The sequence below is a fragment of the Paenimyroides ceti genome, assembly GCF_030409925.1.
The window spans coordinates 1441318-1456521 of sequence record NZ_JAUFQU010000001.1 but is presented as its reverse complement, the minus strand read 5'-3'; the positions used below and the strand labels follow the sequence as shown (position 1 = coordinate 1456521).

At 36.0% G+C, this 15204-nt stretch carries 17 protein-coding genes; 10 read left to right on the top strand and 7 right to left on the bottom strand.

Annotated features, from left to right (window positions below):
* Positions 1-11 precede the first annotated feature (11 nt).
* From QW060_RS07035 to QW060_RS07015, 5 genes are all read left to right on the top strand, one after another.
* A complete protein-coding gene (locus QW060_RS07035) occupies positions 12-860 on the top strand; it encodes a DUF6929 family protein (protein ID WP_290362936.1) in 849 nt (282 codons plus the stop codon).
* A gap of 97 nt (positions 861-957) precedes the next feature.
* Complete coding sequence (locus QW060_RS07030) at positions 958-1563, top strand: hypothetical protein (RefSeq protein WP_290362935.1); 606 nt, start codon at positions 958-960, stop codon at positions 1561-1563.
* Position 1564: 1 nt separating this feature from the next.
* Positions 1565-2146, top strand: a complete 582-nt coding sequence (locus tag QW060_RS07025; RefSeq protein WP_290362934.1) for a hypothetical protein — start codon at positions 1565-1567, stop codon at positions 2144-2146.
* Positions 2147-2223: 77 nt separating this feature from the next.
* A complete protein-coding gene (locus tag QW060_RS07020; protein ID WP_290362933.1) occupies positions 2224-3222 on the top strand; it encodes a hypothetical protein in 999 nt (332 codons plus the stop codon).
* A gap of 35 nt (positions 3223-3257) precedes the next feature.
* Positions 3258-3860, top strand: a complete 603-nt coding sequence (locus tag QW060_RS07015) for a hypothetical protein (protein ID WP_290362932.1) — start codon at positions 3258-3260, stop codon at positions 3858-3860.
* Between the two features lie 30 nt (positions 3861-3890).
* Here the strand turns inward: QW060_RS07015 and QW060_RS07010 are convergent, their stop codons facing one another.
* The gene (locus QW060_RS07010) at positions 3891-4832 is read right to left on the bottom strand and encodes a pyridoxal-phosphate dependent enzyme (RefSeq protein WP_290362931.1); all 942 of its coding nucleotides are present in this window, start codon (positions 4830-4832) and stop codon (positions 3891-3893) included.
* Between the two features lie 137 nt (positions 4833-4969).
* Between QW060_RS07010 and QW060_RS07005 the strand changes: the two genes are divergently transcribed.
* Positions 4970-5353 (top strand): VOC family protein, encoded by a 384-nt coding sequence (locus QW060_RS07005; protein ID WP_290362930.1) that lies wholly within the window; start codon positions 4970-4972, stop codon positions 5351-5353.
* A gap of 3 nt (positions 5354-5356) precedes the next feature.
* Here QW060_RS07005 and QW060_RS07000 read toward each other — a convergent pair whose 3' ends face one another.
* Positions 5357-5929, bottom strand: a complete 573-nt coding sequence (locus QW060_RS07000; RefSeq protein WP_317623169.1) for a Crp/Fnr family transcriptional regulator — start codon at positions 5927-5929, stop codon at positions 5357-5359.
* A 193-nt stretch (positions 5930-6122) separates the two neighbouring features.
* Between QW060_RS07000 and QW060_RS06995 the strand changes: the two genes are divergently transcribed.
* The 3 genes from QW060_RS06995 to QW060_RS06985 all read left to right on the top strand — a co-directional run bounded on the left by QW060_RS06995 (position 6123) and on the right by QW060_RS06985 (position 9940).
* Positions 6123-7193: a sensor histidine kinase gene (locus QW060_RS06995; protein ID WP_290362928.1), complete on the top strand. Its 1071-nt coding sequence runs from the start codon at positions 6123-6125 to the stop codon at positions 7191-7193.
* Positions 7186-7863, top strand: coding sequence for a response regulator (locus QW060_RS06990; protein WP_290362927.1), 678 nt, complete (start codon positions 7186-7188; stop codon positions 7861-7863). The genes QW060_RS06995 and QW060_RS06990 overlap by 8 nt, the downstream gene beginning before the upstream one ends.
* A gap of 130 nt (positions 7864-7993) precedes the next feature.
* The gene (locus QW060_RS06985) at positions 7994-9940 is read left to right on the top strand and encodes a KUP/HAK/KT family potassium transporter (protein ID WP_290362926.1); all 1947 of its coding nucleotides are present in this window, start codon (positions 7994-7996) and stop codon (positions 9938-9940) included.
* Positions 9941-10017: 77 nt separating this feature from the next.
* Here the strand turns inward: QW060_RS06985 and QW060_RS06980 are convergent, their stop codons facing one another.
* Positions 10018-10338, bottom strand: a complete 321-nt coding sequence (locus QW060_RS06980) for a winged helix-turn-helix transcriptional regulator (RefSeq protein ID WP_290362925.1) — start codon at positions 10336-10338, stop codon at positions 10018-10020.
* 118 nt (positions 10339-10456) lie between these two features.
* Here QW060_RS06980 and QW060_RS06975 point away from each other — a divergent pair, with 118 nt between their 5' ends.
* Entirely contained in the window at positions 10457-11530 is a 1074-nt protein-coding gene (locus QW060_RS06975) for a saccharopine dehydrogenase NADP-binding domain-containing protein (protein ID WP_290362924.1), read from the top strand.
* 2 nt (positions 11531-11532) lie between these two features.
* On the opposite strand, the gene QW060_RS06970 is transcribed toward QW060_RS06975, so the two are convergent.
* Genes QW060_RS06970 through QW060_RS06955 form a run of 4 tightly spaced genes read right to left on the bottom strand, consistent with a single transcriptional unit; the run spans position 11533 to position 15026 of the window.
* Positions 11533-12105, bottom strand: a complete 573-nt coding sequence (locus QW060_RS06970; RefSeq protein WP_290362923.1) for a Crp/Fnr family transcriptional regulator — start codon at positions 12103-12105, stop codon at positions 11533-11535.
* Between the two features lie 52 nt (positions 12106-12157).
* Positions 12158-12919 (bottom strand): type 1 glutamine amidotransferase domain-containing protein, encoded by a 762-nt coding sequence (locus QW060_RS06965; protein ID WP_290362922.1) that lies wholly within the window; start codon positions 12917-12919, stop codon positions 12158-12160.
* 4 nt (positions 12920-12923) lie between these two features.
* Positions 12924-13892, bottom strand: a complete 969-nt coding sequence (locus QW060_RS06960) for an aldo/keto reductase (protein WP_290362921.1) — start codon at positions 13890-13892, stop codon at positions 12924-12926.
* A 21-nt stretch (positions 13893-13913) separates the two neighbouring features.
* A complete protein-coding gene (locus QW060_RS06955; RefSeq protein ID WP_290362920.1) occupies positions 13914-15026 on the bottom strand; it encodes an alkene reductase in 1113 nt (370 codons plus the stop codon).
* Positions 15027-15204 lie beyond the last annotated feature (178 nt).

Sequence of the window (15204 nt, the reverse complement as noted above, 5' to 3'; positions counted from 1 at the left end):
TTTTAAAGATAATGAAGAAATTTTATTTAAACATCCTTTTAAAGATTTTAGGCGTAAGTGCTGCTTCAGGATTAACGTATAGTGATGAAATTATTCACTTAGTTTCAGACAACAGCAATTATTTGTATAACTATAACATAAAAGAGAAGACTCTAAGTAAAGACTTGCTTGTTGCGGATTTCCCTTTCGAAAATGTTGCAAAAAAGGATAAGGCAGATTTTGAATCCATGCTCGAAGGTTCTGATGATGTGTATGTTTTTGGCTCGGGTTCTGAACCAAACCGCGAAAAAGGGTATCATTTTAATAAAATCGATAAAAAAGTAATGGTATTAGACTTAGGCACACTTTATATGTCTATGAGAGATTTTGCAGAAATAAAACCGCAAGACTTTAATATTGAAGGCGTCGCTTATAACGGAACCGACTGGTTTTTTCTGAACAGAGGTAACGGACCAAATAATAAAAATGTGGTAATAACAGTTCAGGGAGCCAATCTTACTGATGACTTTAACCTGTTTTATAATGACTTTGAGCTTCCTAAAATAAACGGGATACAAACCGGATTTTCAGATGCTGTACTTATTGAAAACAAATTATTTTTTATTGCTACAGCAGAAAATAACAAATCAACTTATCATGACGGGGCTATAGGAGGATCTTTATTTGGATGTATTAATCTCAAAAAAATGAAGATTGAATTTACGGAAGTCATTTCTACGGAACATAAATTCGAAGGACTCACAGTTTATAAAAGAGAGGGTAAAAAAGTTTCTTTTCTGTTATGTGAAGATACCGACACCGATACTCAAGAAAGCATTATCTATCAATTGGATGTAGAACTTAAAAAAAGAATAAAGTAAGCCTCTGAGCTTACTTTATTCTTTTTTTACACTCCAATATCTTATTTTCCTGTATAGTGTTATTTTTGTTATTTTGTATTCCCGATTAGTTTTTACAATGAAAATCTTTATACCTGTTTTATTACTTTTATTCTGCGTACAACATCCCATTTTTTCCCAAAATGAGAAAACAGCAGCCAACAGTCTCGTAATACGATCCAGTAAACAGCAAAACAATGTAATCATCAATAATGGAAATCAGGCTGCAGCGACCCAAATATCATTCTCACAAGAGGATATTGTTTACAATGATATCAGTAATTATAGCCCTATAAATCATTCTTTTGAAATTTTAACGGATGGTATGTATGAGGTTTCAGCGGTTTTTTATTTTAATCCCAACAGAAAAGAAAAAGATTTTGTACGGTTCGGTATCAATTTTCTTATCCTAAAAAATATGCCCGGACAGGCAGCCCGAAGTTCCATTCCTAAGTACATTATTGCCGGAACACGTTTTTCATTCAATAACGAAAATTCTTATCTGCTGACCAAGATCGAACTTCCTCCGGTTATTGTACGTCTCAAAGCCGGTGATGTGATCAAGGCCTATATCGGAGCTGGTAATCTTGATGTGCTCATTGACAAAGGGCAGTTTGCTTCCGATTTAGGGAAAAACATACCTTACAGTAAAATCATTGATATAAAAAAAATAGAACTTGAGTAGTATGAAAAGCATTTTAGTATTTTGCTCCTTGTTTTTATGCTTTTCTGTGGCAGCTGCTCAGGAATCCTTAAAATTTGCACTTTATGCGCAATCTACCGCATCTCAAAAATTAGAGTCAAAAAATAATACAGAAGAAATAGTGACGTTTGTACAAGATGATATCGTCATCAACAACATCTGCACTTTTGATGAAATGAACCATGCGTTTTCGGTACAAAAAGCAGGTACATATGAAATTACAGCTTCCATCAGTTTTAACCCCTTTATTTATAAACCTATAGCTGTTACTCATAAAAACGATCAAGTAACAATTGTATTACTGATAAAAACATCTACAGATAATTTCATTACAAGTAAAATAGTTTCTGTAAAAAAACACGTTTTCTGTAAAGGCAGTCTCAATGTAGCATCAACTATTCTTACAGTACCGACTACCGTATTTCTCGAAGAAAATGAAAAAATTGCAGTATTTGTTCAGCAGGCCCCATCAAGTACATTACAGATCAATTCAGAAAGTGAGGCTCACATCAGCCGGGCTTTAGGTATGGCGGTTTCAAAAGCCATAAGAATCATAAAGCTATAATTTTTAAGAGACTTTTGTATGGGCAAATTATAAAGATTATTTTCAAAAAGTTTATTTTTGTTTAAAAAGAAGCTATTTTGAAACATCTGTTTATTTATTTCTGGGTATTGTTTATCCTGTATTTTATCATTGCCCATCCCGCCATCATTTACTATAACATCAAAAGTGATACATCATTTTATTTAGAAAATAAAGATCCGGTTATGGCGCTTGTACTGCTTTTTTTATCCGTGGCTCTGTGGGCATTCTTTTTAGGATGGAGCTTTCGATTGATCTATAAATCAACATTTGTCTTAAAGAAAAATATCAGTATCATTTTGTCGAAAGGTAAAACGTTACCTACAAAGATAATAAGTGTCTCCCGATTATCACTCCAAAGTAAAAATATGGAAACAAAGGAAGTAACGGTAGAATTTCATAATTTCTCAAATCAACTCATCAGACATACATTGACTATTAATGACAGTAAACCTGAACTCAACAGATATAGGGAAGGAAATACACTGAAACTGTATGCAGATCGCGAATTAAAAAAAGAACCTTTTATGGTTCCGGAAGGTATTCAGGTAGTTGTAAATTATAAAAAGTTAATCTTTATGTACGCTATTTGGATGCTGTTCTTATGTTTCATTATTTGGTATTATTATTATTCTTATGAAACCGAAAATCAAGGATATGGATGGCGTTTTATCACATTTGAACATCCGTTGGTTTCGTCTGCCCTTATGCTGGCTTTATTTTCTTCCATAGGATATTTTATTGTTTACAAACTTTTTATCTCACGCTTTGCAGGAGTAAAAAAAACAGATGCCCTGCGACTTAAACTTTATGGTATCAAAACAACAGCTACGGTACTCAATGCCTCCCAGACAGGAACTCTGATAAATGATCAGCCTGAAATAAAATTTACTTTACAGTATGAAGATAACAAAGGTAAAAGCCATCAGGTTTCCATAAAAAAAGTCGTACAGTTAATACATCTGTACGAAACAAAGGAAAAACAAAAAACCATTTTTTATCTGCCCGATGAACCACAGATAACCGCTTTTGAAAACGACATAAATGCAATACAATAATGATTAAAAAAACGTTTATAATCCTGGGGTGTCTTATGGCAGTTTCCTGTAACAAGCTGAGCAGAACTATAGAAAAGACACTGAATCCCGATAAGAATCAACAATCAGAAAATTCTACCTACGATAGCGATCCAAAAAAAGAAGATACTTCTATCAAAAAAGCAGAAATTCCTTTTTGTGAAAATGTAAAGGCACTCGAAGCAGCTGAAGCTTCTTTAAGAAATTTGCCACAATTTAAAGGCAAAAATATAAACATTTACCGATCCGTTCATTTTTATGAAGATTATAGGATTAGCCTGAAAATACAACATCCTGACAATCCTGAATACATAGATGAATATTATTATTCAGATGGAAAGTGGAATGAACCCAAGCCTGTTCAGACCACCAAACGGGATAAAATAGAAGAAAATCTGGTGGCCTTAGATAAAATTCCTTTTGTAAATGCCCATAACGTCTATCGTTCTTTACAGGAAAAAATTCGTGAAATACCCGATGTAGAAAAAATACCAACTATTTATGTGATTGCCTATAAAAATAATCCCAGATGGTACCCGAGTAGTATAAATAGCCCGCGATCTAAGTATTCTATTGAATTCAATACGGATGGTACGCTGAAATCTTTTGAAAAAGAATAGAGAGCGCTTTCCATCTGGAAAGCGCCTATATTAAAAAGGAAGTTTGCCTAAATCAACATTTCCACCCGAAAGAAGAATACCGATTTTCTTACCTTTCAGTTTTTCCTTATGCTTTAAAACGCCTGCAAGAGCAATCGCTGCTGAAGGTTCTACTACCAGTTTCATGCGTTCCCAGATGAGTTTCATGGATTCTATAATTTCTTCCTCCTCAATGCGTATAATTTCTGATATATGTTCTTTAATAATAGGAAAATTGATATCTCCTAAAGCTGTTTTAAGACCATCTGCCATGGTATCTGTAGTGGTATTATTTTCAATTTTCCCCGATAACAGTGAACGATAAGCATCATCTGCCGCCATAGGTTCACAGCCAATAACCGATATATGCGGATCAAAACTTTTAGTTGCCAGAAGTGTACCGGCAACCAATCCGCCTCCGCCAACGGGCGCAAAAATCATTTCCAATCCGGAAATATCTTCAAAAAGTTCTTTTGCAGCTGTTCCCTGTCCTAAAATTACCTGAAGATCATTAGATGGATGAATAAAGGTAAGTCCTTTTTCCTTCATCAGATTTTCTGAACAGGATTCCCGATCCTTCAAAGTAGGCAAACATTCAACAATTATTCCTCCATATCCCTTTACCGCTTGTTTTTTAACTTCCGGAGCATTATCCGGCATTACAATATACGCCTTGATTCCCAGACTTTTTGCCGCCAATGCCAATGCCTGGGCAAAATTACCTGACGAATGTGTTACCACACCAAGAGCCTTCTGTTCAGGTGTCAATTGTAACATAGCATTCAAAGCTCCTCTCATTTTAAAGGCGCCCATACGCTGAAAATTTTCACACTTAAAAAAAAGTGATGCTCCGGATATCTCATTCAACATGGAGGATGTCATCACAGGAGTATGGTGTACAAAAGGTGCAATACGTTCATGCGTTTGCAATAATTGATTTCTAATTGAATTCATAAAACAAGTATACGGAAATACCTTATTTATAAAGGAATTTTCATTTTTTTTGATACATTTGATGTTCGCACAAAGATAATAATTCTTAGCGGTATAAGCGGACAGATCTTTTTTAAAAAACTATAATTTCAGGTACCATGCAAACATTTTCTCATCCCGTAATCTATTTTGAAATTCCTGTACTTGATCTTGAACGGGCCATGAAATTTTATGAAGCTGTTTTTAATGTAACATTTGAGAAAGCGGTTGTCCACGACAATGAAATGGCGTTTTTCCCCATATACAATAATAATTTTGGCATATCGGGAGCCTTGGCTAAAGGCAGTATTTATAAACCTACTATTGAAGGTACTCTGGTGTATTTCAGAACTGATAACATACAAAAAACACTTGAAACGGCTTTGAATAACGAAGCTACCCTTTTATTTCCGGTAACAGAAAGTGGTGACTGGGGATGGGTGGCTGAATTTAAAGATTGCGAAGGGAACCGTATTGCACTGCAGCAACCTTTCGAAAGTTAATCATTAATAAAATATTTTTCTATTTTTGATTTGCAGTCTGCCTTCCTTTTCAAGTTGTTTGATGGTACGAATAACGGTTTCTACCCGTAATCCGGTCAAATCAGCCAATTGCTGACGCGTCATGGGAATCTGAAAACAAAAAGGCGTGTTTACATCTTCTGATTGATGTACTTTAAAATATGTAAGTAATGTCAGTAAACGCTTTGCCGGATCTTGTGAAGAAATCTCAGGAGCCATAACAGATTTGTACCACAATCTTCTGGATAAGCTACGGTTCATCTCTATAGAAACTTCCGGATATTGTCTCAGCATTTCAATAAACAGATCTTTTTCTAAACAAATAAGCGTACAATCGGTGACAGCAGTCGCATTAGCAGGATACTTTTCCTCTATAAACAAAGGGGGTTCACCAAAACTCTGCCCTGCAGTAAAAATATTTTGTATAAACTCTTTTCCATCCTCACTGAAGTTATTCATTTTTACCTCTCCATTGATGATCTGGTAATAGTAAACCGCATAGGTATCCTGAAAGAAAATAACAGTTCCTCTTTCATAGGTCTTATAATGCGCCCCCATACGCAAAAGTATTTTCTCGTCAATCATATCATCAGTTCCATTTGTTAAAGGTAAGATATTCCGGCAAATGTATGCAATCTTGCCTTTTGCTTTACTTTATAGCCTATAAACTTGTCAATAAAAACGCGTAAAAAGTCTTTATAAAATCTTTACACAGCATTGATTACCTTTGTATTATTAAAACTTCAAAAGCTTGAAAGGAGAAAAAATAAAAATAGGCAGACAATATGCTGTCAGCATCATTTCAGTGGTATTACTTTCCTCTGTATGCTTTTTATTAAAAGAGTATATAGACTATCAGATTGTAGCTTTACTGTTGCTGCTTATGGTTTCTATTTTGTCTATTGTATATGATATCATCCCTGTTACTATAGCAGCTGTATTGAGCGCTTTTATCCTTAATATCTTTTTTATAGATCCGATATTGCACTACAAAATAAATAATGCAGAGAATGCCCTTTTGTTTTTCATCTATCTTTTGATGGCTCTTGTAAGCGCAATCCTGACAAACAGAATCCGTAAACAGGAAAAAAAGATACGGGAAAAAGAAGAAAAAGAAAAAACGATTAAATTATACAATACCCTGCTGAATTCGTTATCACATGAACTCCGTACCCCCATTTCTACCATTATCGGAGCTATTGATATGCTTAAAGAGCACGATGTACTCATTTCACCAGACTATAAAAGCGTATTACTTACAGAAATGGAAATTGCCAGTATGAGACTCAACAGACAGGTAGAAAACCTGTTGAATATGAACCGTTTGGAAACCGGAAATCTGAGACTAAAAAAAGATTGGTGTGATGTAAATGAACTTATTTTTTTGGTAATACAGAAATTTCCTGATCTCAAAACCCATCAGATCATTTTCAAACCCGAAGAAGAATTTCCCCTTTTTAAAATTGATGCAGGTCTGATGGAGCAGGTATTATACGGATTGGTTCACAATGCTGTTTTATATACTGCTCCAGGCACCATAATAGGTATTGAATTAAGAGAAGACAAGGAACATCTCGAAATCATAATTTGGGATAATGGTATAGGTTTTCCAGAAGATAAAAAAGAAAAGGTTTTTGAAAAATTCTATCGCCTGCCACATAGTAAAACCGGAGGTACCGGTTTAGGTCTTTCCATAGCAAAAGGATTTGTTGAAGCTCATAACGGTACCATTTTTCTTCAGAATCTACCTCAGGGAGGCGCACATTTTACCATTCGGATTCCGTCAGAAGTTTCTTATCTAAAAAATTTAAAAAATGAATAAAGCATCCGTATTAATTATAGATGACGAAATACAGATTCAGAAATTATTACAGATAAATCTGGAAGGGAGCGGTTATAAAATTCATCAGGCAGTCAATGGTAAAGAAGGCCTGCTACTGGCTGCAAATCAGCTTCCTGATGTAATTTTACTGGATTTGGGTTTACCTGATATCAGCGGTCATCAAATATTAAAAGAACTCAGAGAATGGTACACAAAGGGTATCATTGTTTTGTCTGTACAGAATAATGAAACTGATATTGTAGAAGCTTTGGATAATGGTGCTACCGATTATCTGACCAAACCTTTTCGGATGGGAGAGCTCATGGCACGCATTCGCTCAGCAATTCGCAGAAACAGTAATGAATCTGATTGTCATAAAATTACAGTAGAAGAACTGGAAATCGACCTTGTAGCCCGAATTGTCAAATGTGACAATGAAACCGTTAAACTGACCTCTACAGAATATAACCTGCTGGCACTTCTCATCAAAAATGAAGGACGGGTACTGACCCATCAATTCATTCTCAAAGAAATTTGGGGTGTCGGATATCAGCTGGAAACCCAGTATCTCAGAGTATTCATTGCACAACTCCGCAAAAAGATTGAAAAAAATCCGAATCAGCCAAAGCATATCATTACCGAAAGCGGTGTAGGATATCGTTTTCAGTAACTGATTGCGAAGCCCTATAACTATACATACAGTTATCTTTATAAAATCTTTATATACTGTCTGATGGTTTTTATACCTTCTTTATAGAATATGCTTCAATTTTGTACCATCAAACGTAAGCATTACTACTATGGAAAACAAAATTGGACTGGATGGTAAAATTACAGTCGGCTCCTTACTGATTGCACTGGGAATAATTTATGGAGATATAGGAACCAGTCCCCTTTATACCTTTAAAGCCATTATTGGTACAAAAGAAATCAGTGAAATATTGGTACTTGGTGGGGTATCATGTGTCTTCTGGACACTGCTGTTACAAACCACTGTGAAATATGTATGGCTGACGCTCAAAGCGGATAACGACGGAGAAGGTGGCATATTTTCATTATACTCACTGGTAAAGAGATACGGTAAAAAGATGATCATTCCTACCATGATCGGAGCTGCCGCATTACTGGCGGATGGTATTATTACTCCGGCAGTATCCGTTACTTCGGCTATTGAAGGGCTTACCATGATTGACAGTTTGAAACATATTTCTCCGGTACCTATTGTACTTTCTATCATATCAGGTATCTTTTTCTTTCAACGTTTCGGTTCACAAAAAGTGGGTAAAGTATTCGGACCTGTGATGGCAGTATGGTTTACTGTTTTGCTGGCTGTGGGACTGAGCCAGATCATTCATTATCCTTCCGTTATTAAAGCATTGAATCCGTATTATGCGTATGAATTGCTCACACAATATCCGCAGGGCTTCTGGATTTTAGGAGCAGTATTTTTATGTACTACAGGAGCTGAAGCGTTGTACTCTGATCTGGGACACTGCGGTAAAAAAAATATCCGTATTACCTGGGGCTTTGTAAAAACCTGTCTTGTAATCAATTATTTAGGTCAGGCGGCATGGCTGCTGCATCAGGATACCCCATTCCTCGAAGGAAGAAATCCGTTTTTTGAAATGATGCCGGAATGGTTTCTATTACCGGGTATATTAATTGCTACTTTAGCAGCTATTGTAGCTTCTCAGGCACTTATCAGCGGTTCTTTTACCCTTATTAATGAAGCCATCAACTTAAATTTCTGGCAACGTGTTGCTGTAAAACAACCGACAGAAACAAAAGGACAAATTTACATTCCAAGCGTAAATACATTGTTATGGGTTGGCTGTCTTATGGTCATTCTGTATTTCCAGACGTCATCACGCATGGAAGCGGCATACGGCTTAGCCATTACACTTGCCATGATGATGACTACCTTCTTGCTCTCTTATTTTTTGCTTTACAAACTGAAGTGGCATAAACTTGCTGTATTGGGCTTATTATCGGTATTTGGAGTTATTGAAATCTCTTTCTTTATTTCCAATATTGTCAAATTTAAAGAAGGCGGATACATCACCGTATTTGTTGGAGGAGTTTTCTTCTTTATCATGTATGTAAGTTACTTTGGCAGAAAAATCAACAATCAATACACCAAGTTTGTGGATTTGGGCAAATTTTCCGGAAAGATTACCGCCTTGAGTATGGATAATTCCATTCCTAAATTCTGTACCCATCTCATCTATCTCACCAAAGCCAATCGCAGACATGAAATAGAGGAACGAACAATACAATCTATCTTTGCAAAAAAACCTAAAAGAGCTGATGTCTATTGGTTTTTTCATATTAACCGAACCAATCATCCCTATACATTGGATTATGAAGTATCAGAGCTGGTAGATGATAAAGTAATCAAAATTGTATTAAATATTGGTTTTCGTATTCAACCGAGAACAGAATTGTATTTTGAAAAAATCATTGATGACCTTATCGCCAATAAGGAACTGAATATGCACTTAAAAAATAACGGTTCTACCAAATACAATCCCGGTATTGATTTTAAATTTATTGTTATGGAAAAATATTTATCTGTAGAAAATGAATTTGCACTTAGAGACGGGTTGATTCTGAAATCTTATTTTATGCTCAAACGACTTGGACAAAAAGACGAACAGGCTTTTGGTCTGGATAAAAGTGATGTTATTATTGAAGAAATTCCACTGGTGTACCAACCGCTTAGATCCTTTGATTTAAAAAGAAAATAAACAGAAAAATACCTTAATCAAATCCTCTTACTCAAAATAAGAGGATTTTTATTGTCAGCAATTTTCTTAAATTCTAATCAAAAATAGTGTTTATTCCATTCGATGATGCCATCGATAAGTTGTCTTAATGATTTCCCTTTATCAGTAAGATGATATACAACAACCATAGGTGCTTTTGCTACCAAAACATCCCGTATCAGCAAACCATCCTGCTCCATCTCTCTTAATTGCTGTGTAAGTACTTTCTTACTTATTGTAGGCATAGCGTCCATAAGGAGACTAAACCTGTTGATATCTTTGCGAATGAGATAGAGAATAACCGACTTCCACTTACCCCCTGTCATCCGAAAGAAATCAGTCATTATACAGAAATTGGCATCATAAACTATTTTCTCCATAGAATTCCCGAATATTAAAACACAAAAGTATTGATTTTGCGATAAGACTGCTAAATAAGTTTCTTATAGTTCCTTTAGAGTAACTACTTGCGGGCATTTTTGACTTGAAATACCTTTGTTGAAAATACATACAATGATGGAAGGAAAAATTTTAATTATAGGAGGTTATGGAGCTGTTGGAAGTACTATTGCGGAGAACCTGACAACTCATTATCCGGGACAGATTATTGTTGCCGGTAGAAGTTTCACTAAAGCTAAAAAATTATGCGACAAAGTAAAAGGAAATCTGATCCCATACAAATTAGATAGTACACAACCGATTGATACAGAACTTCTCAAAGAAATTGAACTCGTAATAATGTGTATTGATCAGATTGATCCATTTTGGGTAGAATACTGCCTTGTTAACGGAATTCACTACATCGACATTACAGCAGATAAAGATTTAATTGAAAAAATAGAAAACCTTAAGAAAAAACAACTACCCTATCGTTCCAGCGCTATTTTGAGTGTTGGACTGGCGCCCGGAATTACCAATCTGCTCGCACAAAATATTATGAATACGCAGTCTGAAACCAAAGAAATCAACATCTTTATATTATTAGGAATGGGAGAAAAACACGGAGATTCTGCTTATAAATGGACATTTGATAATTTACACAAAAGGTATTCCATACAATATAACGGCAAGAAGCATCTGCTAAAAAGTTTCAGCGCACCGAAAAAAATAATACTCAAAGGAAAGCGTACCTTTTATCTGTTCGATTTTTCTGATCAGCATGCACTGCTTAAAACAACTAAAGTAAAACAAATTGTAACAAGAATGGCATTTGACAGTCGTTTTTTTACAAAAGTGATATACATATTGGCAAAAACAGGAATCACCCGTATTTTCCAATCTCCTAAAATTCAAAAATTGCTCATCCATTCTTTTAAAAAAATAACCATTGGAAGTGATGTTTTTGGAGTAAAAGTGACAGGAACAAATAAAGAATATCAAATGCTGAGTTGCAGTGTTACCGGAAACGGCGAAGGAAAAATTACAGCTCATACGGCTACGGCAATGGCTTTACTTTGCTTAAACGATACATTTCCCAAAGGTATACATCACAGCCATGAAGTCATCGAAAACATACCGGCTTTTTTAACGGGTCTTAAGAAATATGATGCCTCACTTGAAATTAAGCTATAAAATTACTTTTTATGTAACCGGCTCAGAGTCTCACGCGAAACCCCCAAATAGTGCGCAATCATCGTTTTGGAAACACGCTGAAACAATTCAGGATATTGTAAAAGCAGTAGTTCATACTTTTCAGCCACTGAGTTTTTTAACAGGGAAAGAACTCTTTTCTGTAAAGCAACAAATCCGCCAAACGACTTCTTTCCAAAAAAGACATTCATTTTAGGGATTTTTTGCAGTAAAATCTCTTTATCAGTAAAAGGCAATTCTAAAACAATACAATCTTCCAAAGCCTGAATACAGGTGGTAGAAAGCGTCTGATTCTGGTATGCAGGATAGTCAGAAATCCACCAGTTTTCCATTGCAAACTGCATGATGTATTCTTTTCCTGCTTCATCATAAGTAAAAAGCTTCATACAACCCTGAACTACTAAATATTCTTTACTTACTTGTTCATTACAGTTGAGCAGCATATTTTTCTTAGGTACTCTTACCAATGTAAAATATTGTTTAACTTCTTCAAATTCTTCATCTGTCAGCTGAATGACATGATCTATATGCTGACGTAAAAATAGCGCGTATTCCATTTTGTAAAAATACAAAAGAAATATGCGCTTTGATTATCTGTAAATACTCGTTTTATTTTTGCAACTCTTTTTTGAGAGCTTCACCTACAGCAGTAGCTGATTGTGGGTTTTGACCCGTAATCAGACGCTGATCCGTAGTTACATGAACTTGCCAGGGTGCGGACTTTTCATATAATCCACCGCGCTCTATTAACTTGTCTTCCAACAGAAACGGAACTACATCTGTAAGTTTAACTACAGCTTCTTCTTCATTAGTAAAGCCATTTACTTTCTTGCCTTTTACCAGATACTCTCCATTACTCAGTTTAATATTTACCAATCCAGCTGGTCCGTGACATACTGCTGCTACAATACCTCCTTTTTCATAAACAGCTGCAGTAATTTTTGCAATTTGCATATCATTGGGTAAATCCCATACAGCTCCATGTCCACCGGCATAGAAAACAGCTTTATACGATTCCGGTTGTACATCGGAAGGTTTCATACTGTTAGAAATTTTTTGATGGTAATAGGCATCTTCCCAAAATTCTTTATTGACAGGATCGCTAAGATCAAAACCATCCACGGGAGGTGTACCTCCTTTCGGACTTACAAAATCTATCTCATAACCTGCCTGTGTAAATACTTTCCACGGATGTGAAACTTCTCCGAGATAATATCCGGTTTTTTCTCCGGTGTCACCTTTCGTATCATGGCTGGTGACCACAAACAAAATCTTTTCTTTCATAAATTCCTTTTTTTTAGTTTGGGCAACTCCTGTTATACTGAATAACAAAAGCAGAGAAATGCCTGTATTGTTTATAATTGATTTCATACTCTTAAAGATACTGATTAATAATCGCTAACTCGTCATTATGTAAAGAAACATGCAATGCTTTTGCATTGTGTAAAGCCTGCTCCTTATTTCTGGCTCCGGCAAGAACAGTTGTAATACCTTTTTGCTGTATGGTCCACGCCAATACCAATTGGGTAACACTACAATTTTTAGAGGCAGCGATATCCTGCAACGTATTCAACAATTTCTTTAATCTATCAGATTCAAATTGCTGAAAATAAGTATTTCTGTGATCATCACTACTTAAAGTAGCAGCCCCGACAGTATATTTTCCGGTAAGCAATCCTCTTTCCAAAGGACTATAGGCAATAATTCCTATATCTTCTTTCAGGGCAAAAGGAATCAGAGTCATTTCAATTTCGCGTTTCAGCATACTGTAGGGTACCTGATTAGAATGAATAACAACACTTTTCATACCTTCTGCAAGCTGAGCTGTATCATAATTAGATACGCCGATAGCACGTACTTTACCCTGTTGCATAAGGTGCTGCATTGCTTCCATTGTTTCTGCAACAGGTGTTTGCGGATCCGGCCAATGCAACTGTATTAAATCTATATAATCCGTATTCAAGCGTTTTAAACTATTTTCTACCTCACGGATAACATTTGCTTTGGTACCATTCTTATATACCGGAAAACTCTTTCCCTCAAAGCTTGCATCAAAAGCATAAGATCCTTTCACTTCCGGTTCCCAGACCAACCCGAATTTTGTAAGGATTTCTATTTGGGAGCGATCATAAGATTGAATAGCCTCACCTACAACCTCCTCACTCAATCCAAGTCCGTAAAACGGCGCTGTATCTATTGAAGTAATACCTTCATCCATTGAGGAACGGATGGCTGCAACAGAATCTTTTCTGTCATTTCCTCCCCACATTAAGCCGCCAATGGCAAATGTTCCTAAAGTGAGCGGAGAAACCTTTACATCACTTTTTCCTAATTTATTTTTCATATTATGTTATTTTAATTATTCTTAAACATTATCGTTTTTATAAAACGGATAATCGGTATAGCCTTTTGCAGTTCCGCCAAAAAAAGTAGATCTGTCGGGTTCATTTAAAGGCCAATCATTTTGTATGCGCATTGGCAAATCAGGATTCGCAATAAATGGTCTTCCGAATCCGATAAGATCTGCCCATCCCTTATGGAGCGCCTCTTCTGCGCGTTCTTTGGTATATTTGCCGGAATAAATCAAAGTACCCGAAAACGTATTTCTGTATGCTTCCTTAAAAGATTCCGCCATTACGGGAGCATTTTCCCAATCTGCTTCCGCAATATGTATGTAAGCAATTCCTATCTCATTCAGTATTTTTGCAGCAGCAATGTATGTTTCTTCAGGATGAGCATCTATTGCACCCATCAATGTTGTTAACGGAGCCTGACGCACTCCAACCCGCTCTTTACCAACAGCAGCTGCAACAGCTGTGACCACTTCCTTTAAAAAGCGCAGACGATTTTCCAGACTGCCGCCATATATATCCGTTCTTTTATTCGTTTCTGAATCCATAAACTGTTCAATCAGATAACCGTTTGCCCCGTGAAGTTCTACACCATCAAATCCGGCTTCAATAGCATTTCTCGCTGCTTGTGTGTAATCTGAAATGATTTGTTTAATCTCATCTATAGTAAGAGCTCTCGGGTGGCTGTGCTGAACCATTTCTCCTTCTCCGCTCAAAGCTTCTTTTCCATTTTTGGCCAAAAATACCTTAACTCCTTCAGCTGAAATAGCAGACGGAGCTACAGGTGCTTCTCCGTTAGGTTGTAAGGAATGATGCGAAATTCTTCCTACATGCCACAACTGAGCAAATATTTTTCCTCCATTTGCATGAACAGCAGCTGTTACTTTTTTCCAGCCAGCAATCTGCTCTTCAGTAAATAAACCGGGAGTCCATGCATATCCCTGACCCTGACGGCTGATTTGTGATCCTTCTGAAATGATTAATCCCGCTGTAGATCGCTGAGCATAATAATGCGCCATAAGATCGGTAGCTATTTCACCTCTTGCAGCCCGCGAACGTGTCATGGGTGGCATAACAATTCTGTTCTTTATATCTATAGTTCCTAATGTATATTGATCAAAAAGCATTTGTCTTTATTTTTAATAGTACAAATTTCCGAAAACAGAGAACAGTTTACCTGTGATATAGATCACAACTATGAAAAATTTATCCGCAAATTCATTTTCTTTTGACATTTACCAATCTTTTATATACTTTAGACAACCGATTTAAAAATCTTTCTGCACACCATGATTATTATTACTA